At 66.6% G+C, this 18265-nt stretch carries 20 protein-coding genes; 8 read left to right on the plus strand and 12 right to left on the minus strand.

The genetic code is table 11. From position 1 onward, the window contains the following. Position 1: 1 nt before the first annotated feature. The 4 genes from AB4Z10_RS27010 to acnA form a co-directional block, all read right to left on the minus strand. Positions 2-1147: a beta-ketoacyl-ACP synthase gene (locus tag AB4Z10_RS27010; protein ID WP_441473488.1), complete on the minus strand. Its 1146-nt coding sequence runs from the start codon at positions 1145-1147 to the stop codon at positions 2-4. Beyond that, complete coding sequence (locus tag AB4Z10_RS27015) at positions 1144-1608, minus strand: 3-hydroxyacyl-ACP dehydratase FabZ family protein (protein WP_441473489.1); 465 nt, start codon at positions 1606-1608, stop codon at positions 1144-1146. The genes AB4Z10_RS27010 and AB4Z10_RS27015 overlap by 4 nt, the downstream gene beginning before the upstream one ends. Positions 1609-1761: 153 nt before the next feature. Next, positions 1762-2043, minus strand: coding sequence for an acyl carrier protein (locus AB4Z10_RS27020; protein ID WP_038358122.1), 282 nt, complete (start codon positions 2041-2043; stop codon positions 1762-1764). A 204-nt stretch (positions 2044-2247) separates the two neighbouring features. After that, entirely contained in the window at positions 2248-4947 is a 2700-nt protein-coding gene (gene acnA / locus AB4Z10_RS27025) for an aconitate hydratase AcnA (RefSeq protein ID WP_441473490.1), read from the minus strand. A gap of 219 nt (positions 4948-5166) precedes the next feature. On the opposite strand from acnA, the gene ccmA reads away from it, so the two are divergent. Together ccmA and ccmB are read left to right on the plus strand one after the other, a co-directional pair. Next, positions 5167-5790, plus strand: a complete 624-nt coding sequence (ccmA, locus tag AB4Z10_RS27030) for a heme ABC exporter ATP-binding protein CcmA (protein WP_441473491.1) — start codon at positions 5167-5169, stop codon at positions 5788-5790. Positions 5791-5962: 172 nt separating this feature from the next. Beyond that, a complete protein-coding gene (gene ccmB, locus AB4Z10_RS27035; protein WP_441473492.1) occupies positions 5963-6631 on the plus strand; it encodes a heme exporter protein CcmB in 669 nt (222 codons plus the stop codon). Here ccmB and AB4Z10_RS27040 read toward each other — a convergent pair. After that, positions 6619-6861, minus strand: a complete 243-nt coding sequence (locus AB4Z10_RS27040; RefSeq protein WP_441473493.1) for a hypothetical protein — start codon at positions 6859-6861, stop codon at positions 6619-6621. The two genes, ccmB and AB4Z10_RS27040, sit on opposite strands and share 13 nt — an antisense overlap. Before the next feature lie 305 nt (positions 6862-7166). On the opposite strand from AB4Z10_RS27040, the gene AB4Z10_RS27045 reads away from it, so the two are divergent. Genes AB4Z10_RS27045 through AB4Z10_RS27055 form a run of 3 tightly spaced genes read left to right on the plus strand, consistent with a single transcriptional unit; the run spans position 7167 to position 8697 of the window. After that, positions 7167-7925, plus strand: a complete 759-nt coding sequence (locus AB4Z10_RS27045) for a heme ABC transporter permease (protein ID WP_441473494.1) — start codon at positions 7167-7169, stop codon at positions 7923-7925. Continuing rightward, entirely contained in the window at positions 7922-8107 is a 186-nt protein-coding gene (gene ccmD / locus AB4Z10_RS27050) for a heme exporter protein CcmD (RefSeq protein WP_441473495.1), read from the plus strand. The genes AB4Z10_RS27045 and ccmD overlap by 4 nt, the downstream gene beginning before the upstream one ends. Beyond that, positions 8104-8697, plus strand: coding sequence for a DsbE family thiol:disulfide interchange protein (locus tag AB4Z10_RS27055; RefSeq protein WP_441473496.1), 594 nt, complete (start codon positions 8104-8106; stop codon positions 8695-8697). Before ccmD ends, AB4Z10_RS27055 begins: the two co-directional genes overlap by 4 nt. 109 nt (positions 8698-8806) lie before the next feature. Here AB4Z10_RS27055 and purQ read toward each other — a convergent pair whose 3' ends face one another. The 4 genes from purQ to purC all read right to left on the minus strand — a co-directional run bounded on the left by purQ (position 8807) and on the right by purC (position 11253). Continuing rightward, the gene (gene purQ, locus AB4Z10_RS27060; protein WP_441473497.1) at positions 8807-9502 is read right to left on the minus strand and encodes a phosphoribosylformylglycinamidine synthase subunit PurQ; all 696 of its coding nucleotides are present in this window, start codon (positions 9500-9502) and stop codon (positions 8807-8809) included. 3 nt (positions 9503-9505) lie between these two features. Next, positions 9506-9748 (minus strand): phosphoribosylformylglycinamidine synthase subunit PurS, encoded by a 243-nt coding sequence (purS, locus tag AB4Z10_RS27065; RefSeq protein ID WP_149131903.1) that lies wholly within the window; start codon positions 9746-9748, stop codon positions 9506-9508. Positions 9749-9832: 84 nt separating this feature from the next. Then, the gene (locus tag AB4Z10_RS27070; RefSeq protein WP_441473498.1) at positions 9833-10417 is read right to left on the minus strand and encodes a hypothetical protein; all 585 of its coding nucleotides are present in this window, start codon (positions 10415-10417) and stop codon (positions 9833-9835) included. A gap of 41 nt (positions 10418-10458) precedes the next feature. Continuing rightward, the gene (gene purC / locus AB4Z10_RS27075; RefSeq protein ID WP_441473499.1) at positions 10459-11253 is read right to left on the minus strand and encodes a phosphoribosylaminoimidazolesuccinocarboxamide synthase; all 795 of its coding nucleotides are present in this window, start codon (positions 11251-11253) and stop codon (positions 10459-10461) included. Positions 11254-11574: 321 nt separating this feature from the next. On the opposite strand from purC, the gene AB4Z10_RS27080 reads away from it, so the two are divergent. Then, positions 11575-11898, plus strand: coding sequence for a DUF1476 domain-containing protein (locus AB4Z10_RS27080; protein WP_441473500.1), 324 nt, complete (start codon positions 11575-11577; stop codon positions 11896-11898). A 134-nt stretch (positions 11899-12032) separates the two neighbouring features. After that, a complete protein-coding gene (locus AB4Z10_RS27085) occupies positions 12033-12812 on the plus strand; it encodes an HpcH/HpaI aldolase family protein (protein WP_441473501.1) in 780 nt (259 codons plus the stop codon). A 105-nt stretch (positions 12813-12917) separates the two neighbouring features. Here AB4Z10_RS27085 and AB4Z10_RS27090 read toward each other — a convergent pair whose 3' ends face one another. Continuing rightward, positions 12918-13562, minus strand: a complete 645-nt coding sequence (locus AB4Z10_RS27090; RefSeq protein ID WP_441473502.1) for a DNA-3-methyladenine glycosylase family protein — start codon at positions 13560-13562, stop codon at positions 12918-12920. A gap of 87 nt (positions 13563-13649) precedes the next feature. On the opposite strand from AB4Z10_RS27090, the gene gluQRS reads away from it, so the two are divergent. Further along, positions 13650-14546 carry a tRNA glutamyl-Q(34) synthetase GluQRS gene (gluQRS, locus tag AB4Z10_RS27095; RefSeq protein ID WP_441473503.1) on the plus strand — a complete coding sequence of 299 codons (897 nt, stop codon included), beginning with the start codon at positions 13650-13652 and terminating at the stop codon, positions 14544-14546. Positions 14547-14565: 19 nt separating this feature from the next. On the opposite strand, the gene AB4Z10_RS27100 is transcribed toward gluQRS, so the two are convergent. Then, complete coding sequence (locus tag AB4Z10_RS27100; protein WP_441473504.1) at positions 14566-15483, minus strand: AEC family transporter; 918 nt, start codon at positions 15481-15483, stop codon at positions 14566-14568. Positions 15484-15593: 110 nt separating this feature from the next. Continuing rightward, positions 15594-17615: a M23 family metallopeptidase gene (locus AB4Z10_RS27105; RefSeq protein WP_441473505.1), complete on the minus strand. Its 2022-nt coding sequence runs from the start codon at positions 17613-17615 to the stop codon at positions 15594-15596. Positions 17616-18265: the final 650 nt, after the last annotated feature.

The following is an 18265-nucleotide window of genomic DNA, read 5'->3' on the forward strand; positions in this document are numbered from 1 at the left end:
CTCACGCTTGGACCAGATGTGCGGCGCCCTCGCCACGCCAGTGGCCGGCGCCGGTAACGATCGCTTCCTTCGCCTGCCCGGCTGACAGGGCGATTGCCGCCAACGCCACCGCAACGGGGAAAGCGGCCTCGACACCGTGGCCGACGAGATCGCCGACGGCGATGCGCCTGGCTGAGGGGGCCGTCGCCTGCAACGCAGCCGCCTCCTCGGCGGTGATGCCGGCGCAGCCGGTCGCGGCGGAGATGGCGAGGTTGTCAGGGCCGATCGAGCCGAAGGCACCCACGAGCTTCGTCAAGGCGGCCTCGACGGTGCCCGGCGCGCGGCGGCTGCGGGCGGCGCCGGTATGGCTGAGCCGCGCATGGACCTTGGCACCCCGCGCGGCGGCGCGCTCGGCCGATTCCAGCACGAGGAAGGCGCCGGCGCTTCCGGTGATCAGGCCCGGCGCCTCCCCGCGCTCGAACACGGGCGCAAAGCTGTCGCGGCGCAGATAGCCACCGAGTTCGAAGAGCAGCAGCATGTCGCGGCGCTCGGCATTGTAGGCGCCGCCGACGAGCATCAGGTCGGACTGGCCGGAAGCGATGCGGGCGTGCGCCGTGCGGATCGCGTCGACGCCGGCCTGTTCCTCGCCCATGAAAGTGCGCGACGGACCGGTGATGCCATGGACGATGGCGATGTTGCCGGCGAGCAGGTTGGAGAGCTGGGCCAGGAAGAGCGTGGGTCTCAGATCGCTCATCAGGTGCTCGTTGAGATAAGCGCCCGGCTGGTTCGCGCCGCGCAAACCGCTCAGGATGGCGGCGTCGACCGCGTGGTCGCGCTCGCCGCCGCCGGCCGCGACGATGACCTGCAGGGCGCTCTTGGCCTCGGCATCCTCTTTCAACCCTGCGGAATCGAGGGCGAGCCCGGCGGTATAGACGCCGAGGCGCTGCCAGGGCTCCATCTGGCGCTGGTCGGATTTCTTCGGGATCTGCCGATCCAGCTCCAGCGCCATCAGCGGGTGGACCGGATAGGGCTTGAAGGTCTCGGTGTCGACGACCGGCGGGCCGCCGCCGGCGAGCGCTGCGGCGTGGGTATCGATGCCTTCGCCGAGGCTGGAGGCGATGCCGATGCCGGTGATGACCACATCGCGCTTGGCAGTGGCGTTGGTCATGGCGCGGGCTCCGGCGTCAGGCCGATGGCTTCGATGCGGCTCTGCATCAGCGCGCGCATGTCGGCAGGGAAAGGCATCAGGCGGAAGCGGAGTTCGGCATCGCAGATCGGCTTGCCGCCGCTGGTCAGCTTCGCCTTGGTTGCCGCATAGCCCGAGCCCTCGATGACGAGCTCGGCGCTGGCTTCCAGCTCGGTGTTCGGCTCGACGAAGGTGCGGAAGCGCGCCTTGTCGACCGTCATGAGGAAGGGCATCTGGCTGAGCCCGTTGAGGCCGAGCAGCAGGTAGCCCGAGGCCTGCGCCATGGTCTCGGTCAGCAGGACGCCGGGCACCAGCGGGTGGCCCGGAAAGTGGCCCTCGAAGACCGGGCTTTCCGCGGGGACGGTGGAGCGCGTGACGATGCGCTTCTGCGACGGATCGAAGGTCACGACCCGGTCGATCATGTCGAAATATTCGAGGCGCATGCGATCCTTGGTCTGCTGGGCGCCAGAACGGCGCGAGGCCGCGGCACGGATCAGCTGATCCGCGCGACGGCCCCTATGCTCTATCGGGAGCGACGCTTGGGCTCAAGCCCGGCAAGCCTGCAGGCTTCGACCGAGGCTTTCACGCTTCCGTCGTCACGCCTTCTTGGCGGCGACGAGGTCGTCGATGCGCTTGCAGAGGTTCTCGAGCACGAAATACTGCTCGGCCGGGGCCTTGCCCTCGTTGACTTCCTGCGTCCACTGCTCGAGCGGCAGCTTGATGCCGAACGCCTTGTCGATCGCGAAGGCGATGTCGAGGAAGGCGAGGGAATCGATGCCGAGGTCGTCGATCGCGTGGCTCTGCGGTGTGATCTTCTCGCGCGGAATATCGCAGGTTTCGGAAATAATGCCGGCGACCGTCTCGAACGTGGCGGACATGCTGCGGGTGCTCCCGTCTGTTGTCGGTGATGGCGGACGACATCCGAGCGCCGGATTGTCGCCTGCGCTTGCCCCTAGTCGCCACCGAGGATGACTGAAACGCCCCCTTACACTGCGGCGGGCGCGAGGACAACCGGGGCAGGTCCTCAAAGCATCATGGCCGGCTTGCGCCGGCCATGACACGTTTTGGTGCTGGTATCCGGCTCAGGCGGCGAGGCCGCGCAGGACGTAGTGCAGGATGCCCGCGTTCTTGAAGTAGTCGATCTCGTCCAGCGTATCGATGCGGCAGAGGATCGGAACCTTCTTCACCGAGCCGTCGGCATAGGTGATCTCGGCTTCCATCATCTGGCGCGGCTTGACGTTGGCCAGGCCCTTGATGCTGACGAGCTCGTCGCCCTTGAGGTCCAGCGAGGCCCAGCTGGTGCCCTCCGCCAGGGTGAAGGGAACAACGCCCATGCCGACCAGGTTCGAGCGGTGGATGCGCTCGAAGCTCTGGGCGATCACCGCCTTGACGCCGAGCAGGTTCGTGCCCTTCGCCGCCCAGTCGCGCGAGGAGCCGTTGCCGTATTCGACGCCGGCGAAGATGACGAGCGGGACGTTCTCCTGCTTGTACTTCATTGCCGCGTCGTAGATCGGCAGCTCTTCCTTGCTGGGATAGTGGATGGTGTAACCGCCCTCGCGGCCGTTCGGGCCGAGCATGTGGTTGCGGATGCGGATGTTGGCGAAGGTGCCCCGCATCATCACCTCATGGTTGCCGCGGCGCGTGCCGTACTGGTTGAAGTCGGCGACCGCGACGCCATGCTCGGTCAGATATGCGCCCGCCGGCGAGGCGGCCTTGATCGAACCGGCCGGGGAGATGTGGTCGGTGGTGATCTTGTCGCCGAAGAGGCCGAGGACGCGGGCGCCCTTGATGTCGGTGATCGCATCCGGCTTCTGGTGCATGCCCTGGAAATAGGGCGGGTTCTGCACATAGGTCGAATCATCGTCCCAGGCATAGGTCTCGCTCTGCGGCGCATCGACTGCCTGCCAATGCGCGTCGCCCTTGAAGACGTCGGCGTATTTGGCCTCGAAGATGGCGCGCGTGACGTTCTGCTGGATGAAGCTCTGGATCTCCTTGTTGGAGGGCCAGATGTCCTTGAGATAGACGTCCTTGCCGTCAGAGCCCGTGCCGAGCGGCTGCGTGGTCAGGTCCATCTGGACCGAGCCGGCGAGCGCATAGGCGACGACCAGCGGCGGCGAGGCGAGGTAGTTCGCCTGCACGTCCGGCGAGACGCGGCCTTCGAAGTTGCGGTTGCCGGAGATGACGGCGCCCGCGATCAGGCCCTTCTCGTTGATCGTCTTCGAGATCGGCGCCGGCAGCGGGCCGGAATTGCCGATGCAGGTGGTGCAGCCGAAGCCGACCAGGTTGAAGCCGAGCTTGTCGAGATCGGTCTGCAGGCCGGACTTCGCCAGATATTCCGCGACGACCTGCGAACCGGGCGCCAGCGAGGTCTTCACCCAGGGCTTGACCTTGAGTCCCTTGGCGACGGCGTTGCGGGCAAGCAGGCCAGCCGCCATCAGCACCGAGGGGTTCGAGGTGTTGGTGCAGGAGGTGATGGCGGCGATGACGACGTCGCCATGACCGAGGTCGAAGTCCTCGCCTTCGACCTGAACGCGGCGCGAAAGCTCGGCGCCCTTCTTGTAGTCGGTCTCCATCGCGGCGGCGAAGCCGGCCTTGACACCGGAGAGATCGACGCGGCCTTCAGGGCGCTTCGGGCCGGCCATCGAGGGCTGGACCGTCGAGAGATCGAGCGCGAGCGTGTCGGTGAAGATCGGATCGGCCGTCTCGGGGGTGGCGAAGAGGCCCTGAGCCTTGCTGTAGGCCTCGACCAGCGCGATGCGGTCCGCCTTGCGGCCGGTTGTGGTGAGATAGTCCAGCGTCTCGGTGTCGACCGGGAAGAAGCCGCAGGTCGCGCCGTATTCCGGGCCCATGTTGGCAATGGTCGCGCGATCGGCCAGCGTCAGGTTGTAGAGGCCGGGGCCGAAGAACTCGACGAACTTGCCGACCACGCCCTTCTTGCGCAGCATCTGGGTGACGGTGAGCACGAGGTCGGTGGCGGTGATGCCCTCCTTGAGCGAGCCGGTCAGCTTGAAGCCGATCACCTCCGGCAGCAGCATCGACTGCGGCTGGCCGAGCATGGCGGCCTCGGCCTCGATGCCACCGACGCCCCAGCCGAGAACGGCGAGGCCGTTGACCATGGTGGTGTGCGAGTCGGTGCCGACGACGGTGTCGGGATAGGCGACCTCGACCTCGGCGCCATCGATCGTCTCGTTGCGGGTCCAGACGGTCTGGGCGAGGTATTCGAGATTGACCTGGTGGCAGATGCCGGTGCCGGGCGGGACGACGCGGAAATTGTCGAAGGCGCCCTGGCCCCATTTGAGGAACTTGTAGCGCTCGGCATTGCGCTCGTATTCGAGCTCGACGTTCTGGGCGAGAGCCTTGGGCGTGCCGAACTCGTCGACGATGACCGAGTGGTCGATGACGAGATCAACGGGCACGAGCGGATTGATCTTCTGGGCGTCGCCGCCGAGCGCCTTGACGCCGTCGCGCATCGCGGCGAGGTCGACCACGGCCGGGACGCCGGTGAAGTCCTGCATCAGCACGCGGGCCGGGCGGAAGCCGATTTCCTTGCCGGCTGTGCCCTTGTCGTCGAGCCAGCCGACGAAATTCTCGATGTCCGCCTTGGTGACGGAGCGGCCGTCCTCGAAGCGCAGCAGGTTCTCGAGCAGCACCTTCATCGAGAAGGGCAGCCTCGAGATGCCGGGCAGGCCGTTCTTCTCGGCATCGGGGAGGGAATAATAGGTGTAGGTCTTGCCGCCGGCGGTCAGCGTCTTGCGGGCTTTGAAGGAGTCGAGCGAGGCCATTCGGGCTTGATCCTGATCAAGGGGTTGCGGTCGCGATCGGCTCGCCCTTGCGGACGGCGCCGTTCGAAGGCCTAATGCGCATGACGCGCGCGCCGCCTCGGGAGTGCCCGAGCCCCGCGCCGGATCGGCGTGCGGCGTAGCCGCGGGTTCTATAGAGCAATTCCAAGAAGCGCGCTAGATAAACGAGATGTGGTCGAACCTATCGGCGGCAGCGCTGCCTTGACGCAAGCTCCATTCCCGCCGTCGCGCCTCTTCGCCGAGAATCTCGCCTGCCGCCGCGGTGGCCGGTTGATCTTCGAAGGGCTGAGCTTCGACCTCGGATCCGGCGAGGCGATCGCCCTGACCGGCCGCAACGGCGCCGGCAAGTCGAGCCTCATCGCCATGCTGTGCGGGCGGCTGCAGCCGGATGGCGGCCTGATCCGGCTGGAGGGTGGCGAGGAGGAGGCGCATCTTGCCGAGGTTTCGCATCTCGTCGGCCATCGCGACGGGCTGAAGACGGCGCTGACGGCCCGGGAAAATCTCATCTTTGCGCAGTCTGTCCTCGGCGACGCGGCTCTCACACCGGAAGGGGCGCTGGGCGTGGTCGGGCTTGCCCATGCAGCGGAACTGCCGGTCGGCTATCTCTCGGCCGGGCAGAGGCGGCGGGTGGCGCTGGCGCGCCTTCTGGTTTCGCGCCGTCCTTACTGGCTGCTCGACGAGCCGATGTCGGCCCTCGATACCGCCTCCCAGGCCATGCTCGCCGGCCTGATGCGCGATCACCTGACGGCAGGCGGCGCGATCCTCGCCGCGACGCATGGCCCTCTCGGCCTCGACGGGGCACGCGAACTCAGGATCGGGCCGTGAATCACTTGTCTTCGGATCGCCCGCAAAGCCCAGAGGAGTGCTCGAAGAGTGCGCCTCCGGGGATACTTCGGATGTCCCCGGAGCCTCCTGAAACCTCCTTCGAGACGCCATTCCTGCCGGAATGGCTCCTCGGGATGAGGGTTGAGGAAGACGCGCGGGGAGAGTTGGTCCCATGAGCCGGGCTTTCATCGCGATCCTGAAGCGCGATCTCGCGTTGGCATCGCGCGCCGGTGGCGGCGGAGAACTGGCGCTCGTCTTCTTCCTGACGCTCGTCGTGCTCGTGCCGTTCGCGCTCGGGCCCGATCTCAACCTGCTCTCGCGGATCGGTCCCGCGATCCTCTGGCTCGGTGCGCTGCTCTCGGTGCTGATCGGGCTCGACCGGTTGTTCCAGAGCGACGAGGAGGACGGCTCTCTCGACCTGATCCGGGCATCGAGCTTGCCGCTGGAGCTCGCGGTGCTGGCCAAGGGGCTGGCGCATTGGCTGACGACGGGACTGCCGCTCGCACTGGTCTCGCCGCTGCTCGGGCTGCTCGTCGCGCTGCCGGGCGAGGGCGTACTGCCGCTGGTCGCGACGCTGCTGGTCGGCACGCCGGCGCTGAGCTTCATCGGGGCGGGCGGGGCGGCTCTGGCGGCGAGCCTCAGGCGCGGCGGGCTGATCGTGCCGGTGCTGGTCGCGCCGCTGACGGTGCCGGTGCTGATCTTCGGGGTTTCGGCCGCCAATGCGGCGCTGGGCGGCACGGTGCCGTTCCTGACACCCTTCCTGATCCTGTGCGCGATCTCGCTCGCGGCGGTCGTGGTGGGGACGGTGGCTGCGGCCGCAGCCCTGCGTCAGGCCGACTGAACGCCGCCGCCTTTGGCTCCTCCGAGCTCGACCGCGCAACCGCATTGGGCGGCGAGACGTGCGACCGTAGCGACGATGGCGTCGAGATCGACCTCGCCGGTATCATGCCGGCCGCGGATCTCTTCGGCAGTGGCGTAGAGATCGATGACGAGGGACTGGCTGGCTTTCGAGCGGATCGTCTGCTCGACTTCGCGCTGGACCTCGTCGGATAGCTGAAGCCGCATCTTCATCCCCCGCATCCAGACGGGCAGGCTAGAGGATCGATCTGGGGCTTGCAAGAAGAGCGAGCAAAAACTGCAACTGCTTCAATGTGATAACTATTAGCCGGCATCCGTTCGCAGGCGCCGATGAAGGCGGAGACCAGCGAGCGATCGGAATTGCGCGGGTCCGACAACGGCTTGGATCGCCTGGCGCCACCGCGCATACGCGCAGGTTCGTGATGTCGCAGCCGGGCTGGGCGCATTGCTTGGAACCGGTCGAGATTGCTAAAGCATGCCGCCATGGCACCTGCGCCCGAGATGATACCGCCAGAACGATGGCCAGCCTGATCGAACTCGCCAATCCCACGCGCTTCATGCGTCTCTCGGCTGCGCTGCTGCCCTGGCTCGCGGCCGCCGCGGCGTTGCTTATCGTCGCCGGGCTCTATCTCGCCTGGTTCGCTCCGGCGGACTACCAGCAGGGTGAGACGATCCGGATCATGTTCATCCATGTCCCGGCAGCCTGGCTCGCCATGATGTTCTACTCGATGATGGCGATCTCGGCGCTTGGCACGCTGGTCTGGCGCCATCCGCTCGCCGATGTCGCGCAGAAGGCTGCGGCACCGGTCGGGGCCTGCTTCGCGCTGGTCTGCCTGATCACCGGAGCGCTCTGGGGCAAGCCGATGTGGGGCACCTACTGGGTCTGGGATGCGCGGCTGACCTCGGTGCTGGTGCTGCTGCTGATCTATCTCGGCATCATCGCGCTCTGGCGCGTGCTGGACGAGCCGTCGCGGGCGGCGCGCGCCGTGGCGATCCTGACGCTGGTGGGCTTCGTCAACGTGCCGATCATCAAGTTCTCGGTCGATTGGTGGAACACGCTGCACCAGCCGGCTTCGGTGCTTCGCATGGGCGGTCCGACGATCCATCCTTCGATGCTCTGGCCGCTGCTGATCCTCGCCGTTGGCTTCACGCTCTTCGCCCTGTCGCTGCACATGCTGGCGATGCGGGCCGAGATCATGCGCCGGCGGGTGCGGACGCTGACGATCCTGGAAGCCGAGCGGCTCGACCGGCTCGCGGCACAGGGATTGCCGGCATGAGCGCGCTCATCGAAGGCATCGGGCCGCATGCCGGCTTCATCATCGCCTCCTACGGGGCGGCCGCGCTCATCCTGATTGGGCTGACGCTGGCGATCCTGCGCGATCACCGCGCCCAGAAGCTGGCGCTCGACGCGCTGGAGCGCCGCGGCGCCGGCCGCCGCTCTGGCCGGGAGACGTCATGAGTCAGACCGAAACTGCGCCGCGGCGGCGCTCGCCGCTGCTTTTCCTGGTGCCGCTGATGATCTTCGGCGCGCTCGCCATCGTCTTCGGCATCGGGCTGTTCTCTGGCGACAAGAGCACGGTGCCGTCCGCGCTGATCGGCCGGGCCGCGCCCGCGATCACGCTCGCGCCGCTGGAAGGGTTGCAGCGCGATGGCCAGCCCGTGCCGGCCTTCGGCAATGCCGATCTCGGTAGGGGACGGGCGACGCTGGTCAATGTCTGGGCGAGCTGGTGCGCGCCCTGCCGGGTCGAGCATCCCGTGCTGATGGGCCTCGCGGAAACCGACGCGGTGAAGCAGGGCAAGGTCGCGCTGGTCGGGATGAACTACAAGGACGAGGCTGAGAATGCCCGCCGGTTCCTCGGCGCGCTCGGCAATCCGTTCTCCGCCGTCGGCGTCGACCGCGCCGGGCGCTCGGCGATCGAGTGGGGCGTCTACGGCGTGCCCGAGACCTTCGTCATCGGGCCGGACGGCCGCATTATCGAGAAACATGTGGGTCCGCTCGACCAGCAGGCTGCGGCCAAGCTCCTGCAGCAGGCGCTGAAGGCGCGGTGACCAGCGCGTCATGCTCGGGCCTGAACCGAGCATCTCCTGCCGAAAAGGGCGTTCTGTCCTGAAAGGGATTCTCGGGTCTGCGCTACGCTTTGCCCGAGAATGACGCGCTTCAGGCCGCGCGCTTCGCCGCGACGAGGCTTTCGAACAGGCCGCGTCCATCGGTGCCGCCGACCAGCGAATCGATCAGATTTTCCGGGTGCGGCATCAGGCCGAGCACGTTGAAGCCCGGCGAATAGATGCCGGCGATGTTGTTGAGCGAGCCGTTGGGGTTCGTTTCCGGCGTGACGTTGCCCTGTGCATCCGCATAGCGGAAGGCGACGAGGCCTTCGCCTTCGAGGCGGGCCAGCGTCTGCGCGTCGGCGATGTAATTGCCCTCGCCATGGGCGATGCAGACGTCGATCGCCTGACCCGGGGCATAGGCGCGGGTATAGGGCGTGTCGTTGCGCTCGACCTTGAGGTGCTGGCGCTTGCACACGAACTTCAGATTGGCGTTGCGCACGAGGATGCCGGGCAGGAGCCCCGCTTCGCAGGCAATCTGGAAACCGTTGCAGATGCCGAGCACATAGCCGCCGCGGGCGGCATGCGCCCGGGTCGCGTCCATGATGTGGGCGCGGCCGGCGATGGCGCCGGTGCGCAGATAGTCGCCATAGGAAAAGCCGCCCGGCAGCACGACGAGGTCGATGCCCTTCGGCAGCTCGGTATCGGCATGCCAGACATGGGTGACTTCGGCGCCGGCCTGGTTCAGCGCCTTGGCGACGTCGCCGTCACGATTGGAGCCCGGAAAGGTGATGACGGCGGCCTTCATGGTTCAGGCTCCGATCTCGACGCGGTAGTTCTCGATCACCGTATTGGCGAGCAGCTTCTCGCAGGCGGCCTTCAGCGACGCCTCGGCCGCGGCCTTGTCCGAGCCCGAGAACTCGATGTCGAAGACCTTGCCCTGGCGCACGGAGTCGACACCGTCGATGCCGAGCGACTTCAGGGCACCTTCGATCGCCTTGCCCTGCGGATCGAGCACGCCGTTCTTCAGGGTGACGGTGACGCGGGCTTTCATGGGGTTCTCCGGACGAACGCTGTTGGGGCGTGCCTTAACGATGAATCGGGGCGGGCTCAACCATTTCCCGCCGTTTCACGTGAATCAGCGACTGCGCCAGGCGGCCTCGGCGTCCCGGCGCGCGGCCTCGGCCGTATCGCTCACGCCGAGCGCGACCACAAGCCGGCTGGCCTCGCGGCCATAGAGAATGGCGGTCACGGCCTGACGCCCGGGCGTGTCGAGCGAACGGATCGTAACGAGGATGCCGCGTCCTTCCGCCGAATCGAACTTGGCGACATCGGTCGCGCTGCGGGCTGCTTTCGGCTCGGTTTTGTTTTTCTGGCTCCGCAGTGCCTTGCGGCGCTCGGCTGCTTTCGCGGCTGCCAGTCGGGCGAAAGCCTGTCCGAGCGAGGCCGGGCTTTCCGACAGAGCCCGTTCCATGTCCCTGGCCTGATCTCCTTCGAGGGCGATCACCGCGGCAAAACCCTGCTGGACGCAGGTCTCGTGCGGGCAGAAGACCATCGCGCGGGCCTCGAGGCCGTCGTTCAGCACCCAGGAGCCGATCGGCAGCCGGTGCCAGCCTTCGGATGCGGGCAGCTCGGCGATCCCGGCGCCGAACTGGTTCGCGCAGCCGGCGAGCAGGAAAACGCCGGCGGCAAAAAAGGCCGTGACATGAAAACGGGAGCGCATGCGCTCCCGTTTCGGTGGCGATAATGGCCGGGCGATGGCGCTCACTGCACCAGGCGCGGGCCGGTCGGGCCGGGGTTCTCGTTCTCGCCGAGGATGCCGAGGCGGCGGGCGACTTCCGAATAGGCTTCGATCAGGCCGCCCATGTCGCGGCGGAAGCGGTCCTTGTCCATCTTGTCCTTCGACTTGATGTCCCAGAGCCGGCAGGAATCCGGGCTGATCTCGTCGGCGACGACGATGCGCATCATCTCGCCTTCCCAGAGGCGGCCCGTCTCCATCTTGAAGTCGACGAGGCGGATGCCGGCGCCGAGGAAGAGACCGGACAGGAAGTCGTTGACACGGATGGCGAGCGCCATGATGTCGTCGATCTCCTGCGGCGTCGCCCAGCCGAAGGCGGTGATGTGCTCTTCCGAGACCATCGGGTCGCCGAGCGCGTCGTTCTTGTAATAGAACTCGATGATCGAGCGCGGCAGCTGCGTGCCTTCCTCGAGACCGAGGCGGGTGGCGAGCGAGCCGGCGGCGACGTTGCGCACGACGACTTCGAGCGGGATGATCTCGACCTCGCGGATCAACTGCTCGCGCATGTTCAGCCGGCGGATGAAATGCGTGGGCACGCCGATGTCGTTCAAGTTCGAGAAGATGTGCTCGGAGATGCGGTTGTTGAGCACGCCCTTGCCGTCGATCACTTCATGCTTCTTGGCATTGAAGGCGGTGGCGTCGTCCTTGAAATGCTGGATGAGCGTACCGGGCTCGGGTCCCTCATAGAGGACCTTCGCCTTGCCTTCGTAGATGCGACGGCGGCGATTCATTGGGATGTACCGTGGCTTGAGGAAATCCAAAGGTCGGCCCTTCTCTGGACGCGATATGGTCGCGGCGGGATCTTGGCCCCTGGTCATGTCGGTCCTGCCGCACGGCCCGGCGATCCGGTCCGGATCGATCTTCGGGCCGGCGCAGACGCCGGTCGTGCACGGGATGCCCGAGGACAACCACGCGCCTGCTATATGGAGCCTCTCGGCCGTAAACGCAACAAAACGCCTTTCGGCAGCGCGGGCAGGCTTAAGCGGGGCTGAATCGGAGCGATCAGGCTGGTTATCGGCGCCCCGGCATCCTATATGGTCAAGCAGTGCTAATTCCCGCCCGTGAGAGGACATGGACGCCGCATGACGACCTTCGATCAGCGCAAGGACGCCTTCGAAAACAAGTTCGCCCATGACGAGGAACTGCGCTTCAAGGCTACCGCCCGGCGCAACAAGCTGCTCGGGTTCTGGGCGGCCGAGAAACTCGGCAAGAGCGGCGCCGATGCCGAGGCCTATGCCAAGTCGGTCGTGGTCGCCGATTTCCAGGAAGCCGGCGACGAGGATGTGGTGCGCAAGGTCAAGAACGATTTCGCGCTGGCCAATATCAACACGTCCGACACCGAGATCCGCACCGTGATGACCGAACTGTTCATCAAGGCGGCTGAGGATATCCAGGCCGGGCGCTGACGTATCCCGGCAGACGCAGGACGTCTCTGAAACGGGCGCATGGGCGCCCGTTTGCATTTCCGGGCCGGCCCGGTCCAACGTGCGCAAGCCGCCGCTCCGACTGAAGGGCGGAGTTTCAAACGGATGAACGCACCATGGCCAAGCCCACCGTCCTCTCCTCCCTCGCCGATCGTTTCGCCAAGGGGGACAGCATCGTCTCGGCCTGGTGCGGCCTGCCCGATCCCTCCATCTCGGCGATCCTGGCGCAGGAGGATTTCGATGCGATCACGCTCGACATGCAGCATGGGCCGATCACGCTGGGCGAGGTCATCCGCGCGATCCCGCTGATCAATGCCGCCGGCAAGCCGGCGATCGCGCGCATTCCGGTCGGCGAATTCCAGAATGTCTCGAAGCTGTTCGATGCCGGCGTCTCCGGCGTCATCGCGCCGATGATCAACACCATGGAGGATGCCCGGCGCTTTGCGGCCTACGCCAAATATCCGCCGATGGGCGAGCGCAGCTGGGGCAGCTATGGCGGCCTCGGGGCTTCCGGACTCGACCAGAACAGCTATCTCAAGGCCGCCAACGGCTTCTCGCTCACCTTCGCGATGATCGAGACGCGCGAAGCGATGGCGATCGTCGACGACATCCTGGCGCTGGACGGGATCGACGCCCTGTTCGTGGGGCCGTCCGACCTGTCGATCGCCTTGTCCGGCGGTGCACGAGTCGATGCGACCGCGCCTGAGGTCGACGAGGCGCTCAAGCATGTCGTCGCCAGGGCGTCCGCCGTCAACAAGCCGGTTGCGCTCTATGCGGCGACGGCCGAGCGCGCCAAGCAAGGCCTCGCCATGGGCGCGCGCATGGTCACGGTGATGAGCGATTCGGCTTTGCTGCGCGCGGGCACGCAGACGGCGCTCAAGATCGTGCGCAGCTAAAGCATAGGACCGAAAAGTGGACTCCACTTTTCGGGTGAAGCCGATGCCCGAACACGGAGGCAGATCGCACTTCGCGTCCGAATGGACGCGCGGCGGTCTGCCCGGTCAGGCGTTGATGCCCTCGCGGCGCTTCAGGATGGCGTAGTAGGCCCAGAGCAGCCGCGCGGCGACGCCGCGCCAAGGCCGCCAAGCCTCGGCCATGGCCTGCAGCTCTGCCGCCTTCGGCCGCTCGCTGAGTTTGAAAGCGTGCCGGGCCGCTTCCTGGATCGCGAGATCGCCGGCGGCGAAGCCGTCACGGTGGCCAAGGCAGAACAGCAGATAGACATCGGCCGTCCAGGGGCCGATGCCGGAGATTGCCGTCATCTGCACATGAACGTCCTCGGGCGTCGCCTGTTCGAGGGCCTCGAAAACCAGGCGCTCCTCAACGAGTGCGGCTGAGAGCGCCAGCAAGGTGCGCTGCTTCGGCCGTGACAGGCCGGAAAGGCGCATGTCGTCATCCGTGGCGGCGAGCATGCGCTCCGGCGTCAGCGGGACAAAGACGCTCTCGAAGCGATTCCAGACCGCGCGAGCGCTGGCGACCGACAATTGCTGCGAGACGATGATCGAGGCGAGGCCAACGAAACCGCCCTCGCGCAACCTGAGCGGCGGCAGCCCGGTGCGCTCGACGATGGCTTGCCAGTGCGGGTGCAGGGCAGCCAGCGCAGCCATGCCTTCTTCGAGATCGCTGTTGCAGGTGATTCGTTCGGTCATCGCATGAGCATTGATGAAGCAGGAGCTTGCTTGCGTCAGGAGCGGCGCGCGCTTGGCTGGTAGCAGCGAGCCTCCTAGACAGGAGCGATGGCATTCATACCACCCGATTCCGGCAAACCGGTCTTCCGCTTTGCGCCAAGTCCGAACGGGCGGCTGCATCTCGGCCATGCGCTGTCGGCGTTGGCCAACGAGGCATTGGCCGAAGGGATGGGTGGGCGTCTTCTGCTGCGGATCGAGGATATCGACCTCGCCCGTTCGCGACAGGAGTTCGTCGCGGGGATTGTCGAGGATCTCGGCTGGCTGGGAATCGCATTCGAACCGGATATCCGCAGGCAGTCTGAGCATTTCGACGACTATGCCGTGGCTCTCCGTGCCTTGCAGGAACGAGGGGTGGTCTATCCCTGCTTCTGTTCGCGGCAGGAGATTCGCGCCGAGGTGGCGGCGTATGAGGCTCGCTCGGGGCGTCCCTGGCCGCTCGATCCTGACGGGGCTCCGCTCTATCCCGGTCGCTGCAGGGCGCTCGAGCCGGCGGAGGCAATGCGGCGCATCGCTGCCGGCGAGCCACATGTCCTGCGTCTCGACATGGCCAGGGCGCTGATCGCTTCGGGAACGGCGCTGAGCTACGCCGTTTTCGATGCAGACGGTGCGACCCGGACCGTCTTGGCCAGGCCTGAGCGCTGGGGCGACGTCGTGCTGGCCCGAAAGGACGTGCCGACGAGCTATCATCTTGCCGTTGTCGTCGACGATGCCTTGCAGGGCGTGACGCATATCGTCCGCGGCCGCGATCTCGAAGCTGCCACAGACATCCATGTCGTGCTCCAGCGCCTGCTCGGGTTGCCGACGCCGCTCTATCGCTTCCATCGCCTGCTGCTCGGCGAGGACGGGCGGAAGCTCGCCAAGAGCCGGCAATCGGAAAGCCTGTCGGAGCAAAGGGCAAAGGGCGCCCGACCGGCCGATATCCGCCGGAAGTTGGGCTTCGCTTGAGGCCCTTGAGACGGATTCTCTAGCCGACGCCGAGGAAGGTCAGCCAGGCGGCTGTCGTGAACAGCGACAGCAGCGTCGATAGCGTAATCGCGCTCGAGGCGTCGGCCACGCCCTGCCGGTAGCGTTCGGCGAAGAGATAGGCGTTGATCCCGCAGGGGCAGGCCGCAAACAGCACGGCAACGCCGGACCAATGGGCCGGCATGTCGAAGACCTTGGTCGCGAGCCCGTAGACCAGGAGCGGGTGCAGCCCGAGCTTCAAGCCGCTCAGCACGGCCGGCAGGGCAAGTCCGGACTCCAGACCGTAGCGGCGCATGGCGATGCCGAGGCTGATGAGCGCGCAGGGAACGGCGGCTCCCGCCAGCAGATCGACCAGCGTCCAGGCCGGCTCCGGAATCTGGCCGACGAAGGGGCGCACGGCCGAGCCGAGCAGGATGCCGACAATGATCGGATGGGTGAAGAGCCGCTTGATCAGCTGTGGGATCGAGGCGGACCGGCCTTCGGCCAGGAGTGTCGCCACGGTCATCGTCACAGGCAGATGAATGGCGAGCAGCAGGCCGAGCGGGACGGCGCCGGCATCTCCATAGGCCTTCAGGATCATCGGCACCCCGACGAAGACCGTATTCGACTGCGCGGCGGAGAAACCCGACACCACCAGCTCCGGCCCCTTCCGCGCGAAGAACTTGCTGGCGATCAGCATGGCCAAGGCCCAGACCACGGCGAGCCCGGCGAAATAGGCGATCCAGTAGCCCCAAGGCTGGGTCAAGGGGATGTCGGCCTTGGCGAGCGTGCGGAACAGGAGGCAGGGAACGGCCAGCACGAAGACGAAATCGGACAGGCCTTCGCCGGTCGTCTCACGCAGCAGCTTCGACCAGCGCGCGAAATAGCCGAGGCCGATCAGCCCGAAGACGGGCAGGACGACGAGAAGAGAGGCGAGCATCGGCCGGTGACATCACGAGAGAAAGCGCCTGTTCAGGCGGTGTCGTCTGAAGGCGGCGCTGTCAAGCTGCAGATGCCTAGCAGCGGCCCGATCGCCGAGCTGCCATGCGCTCAGCGCAATTGAGCGACCGTGCCGCCGGCCTTCTCGATGAGGCCCCGAACTTCGTCGCGCTGACGTTTGAATTCGGCGAGCATCGGCCCCTGCAGCTCGCGCCCGCGCGGCACGCGAATCTTCATCGGATTGACGAAGTTGCCATTGACCAGCACCTCGTAGTGCAGATGCGGGCCGGTGGAGAGACCGGTCGAGCCGAGATAGCCGATGACCTGGCCCTGGCGGACCTTGGCGCCTGGCACGATGCCGGAAGCGAAGTTCGACTGGTGCGAATAGGTGGTGACGTAGCCGTTGGCGTGCTGGATCTCGGTGTGCTTGCCGTAGCCGGAGGACCAGCCTGCCTTGGTGACGACGCCGTTGCCGGCGGCGAGGATCGGCGTGCCGATCCGGTTGGCCCAGTCGATGCCGGTATGCATCTTCGAATAGCGCATGATCGGGTGGTAGCGCATGCCGAAGCCCGAGCGCAGCTCGCCATCGGCGATCGGCTTGCGCAGCAGGAACTTCTTCAGCGACTTCCCTTCCTCGTCAAAATACTCGATCAGCCCGTCGTCCGGGGACTGGTAGCGGAAGACGCGGCGGCTTTCGCCGTTCACGGTCAGGGTCGCGGAGAGGATCTCGCCGCGCTCACCCTCGTCGTCCTCGGTGAAGATCACCTCCAGATTGTCGCCGCCATGGACGCGCTGCTGGAAGTCGAGATCGTAGGAGAAGATCCGCACAAGCTCGTCGATCAGCGGGCGCGGCAGATCATGGCGCGCGCCGGTCTCGTAGAGGCTCTCATAGAGGCGGGCGCCGCCGGTGCCCTCCTCGTCGTCGTCCTCTTCCGTCTCCTGGCGCTGGGGCCGCTGGGGAGCAAGATTCTGACGCGGCAGATCGACGGTGACGAAGGCGCCCTTGTCGTTCATCGCGATCGTACCGTCCGGCTGGCCGTTGCTCAGCAGGGAGACACGCATGATCTGGCGCGCATCGCCGGGGCGCGGCCCGGGCGCGTAAAGCACTTGCAACACCTGGCCGTCGGGGAGGGCCGTGGTCCGAACCTTACCGCCAAAGGCCGCCATCATCGCTCGGATCTGCTCGGGCGTGGCGCCGGCACCGCGCATGGCCTGCTCGAAATTCTCGCCGCGCTTGGCCATCACCAGCTTGTCCTCGACGAGCGGCTCGCGGGAGGCCGGGATCGGCGTCTTCGGCGCGTTGGTGACGTTTTCCGGGACGACGCGGACCTCGATGCCGGAGAAGCGCGTATCCGTCGCCGGCGCATAGGCCAGGATGTCGCCGCTGCCGGCGGCCGTGCCGGTCAGGGTGCGGCTGAGCATCAGCTGCGGCGGGATCGGCAGGGCGCGCTGGCGGCCGGAGTTGGCCAGATTGGCGCGCTCTTCTTCGACCTGGGAGGTGATGTCGTTGTCGCTCAGCTGTGGCTTGCCGGCGGGAATGACGATGTCGCCGAGGTCGCGCTTGACGATGGTGACGTCGGCATCGGGCATGTCCTGGGCCGGCTCGGCATAGCGCTCTTCGGGCTGTCCGCCTTCGGCGAAAAGCCGCAGCGGATTGAAGGGCGGGATATTGCTCGCATAGACCCCGGTGGTGAGCGAGAGGTCGGATGCCAGCCGGACGAAGGGACGGACGCGGATGACTTCGCGGTTCCCGACCTTCTGCGACATCGGCGCACGCAGCGTATGGCGTGCCGACATGATCGGCTGGTCGGCGACGAGCTTGTCGGCCTTCCGGGCCCCGCCGCCTTCACCGGCTGCCGACGAGCTGCGCACCGCGACGGTTTCGGGCTGCTCCGGGTAGCTTGTGTCGCCACGCATCGCGACGAGGATCGCGGCACCGAGCAGCGCGGCGCCGCAGGAGCCGACGAGCGCGCAGGCGAAGAGCCAGCGCAGCGACACGCCGCGCCGGTCGAGCGGCTGCTGGCGGGAATTGGCGGGCTGGATCGGTGGCTCGATCCCGAGATCGACCAGCAGAGCCGCAGCCTCGGGGGCGAGCGGTTCGACTGGCTGAGCGAACTCGGGATGGGCGTTCATATCGTGCGGGCTACTTCTTGCGGGCTGTTCTGCGTGCGGGGTGCTGGATACCTCGATGGCGAACTCCGCTGCGGCGAAGATGCCTGGAGCGCATTCTGACGAAAGCGCACCAAGACCATGCCCGTGCCGGAAGCGGGAATCAATCCGTTCAGCCGTGGACGATCTCCTGTGCGGAGAGATTGCGGCTGTTTTGGGAAGCGCAGCGCAGATGGTGCGAGCCGGCTCGCGCGCGAGCGCACGCGAGCGCTACTATGGAGGCGCTGTTATGGATAGGCGGCCTCCGGGAATGCGGGCCGGTTGCGGCGCCGTGGGCCGATCCGGCATTCAGCTGCAGACAGGTGGGGCTGTCGCTGTCGATCCAGACCAAGAATGAGCCGGGCGCTTGGCGCAACGAAACGGGGATGGTGCCGCACTCTGCGAGGTGTCCAAAAACCCGCGAGAACGCCCCGTTTTGCGGGTTTCGGAAAAAAGAGAAGCGCTCCGTCAAAAAAGCTTCATGAGCGTGTTGACAGGGGTTCTTTTGGTGTCCTATAAGCCACCCATCGAGACGGCGCCGCCGCTGAGCGGCGCCTCTTCTGCGCTTCCTGATGAGGCTGGGGCTGACGTCCGGGACACCGGGCGAGTTCCTGTCGGAATTTGTAGAGCGCACG

The sequence above is a fragment of the Allobosea sp. RAF48 genome, from assembly GCF_052114025.1.
Taxonomy (GTDB): Bacteria; Pseudomonadota; Alphaproteobacteria; order Rhizobiales; family Beijerinckiaceae; genus Allobosea.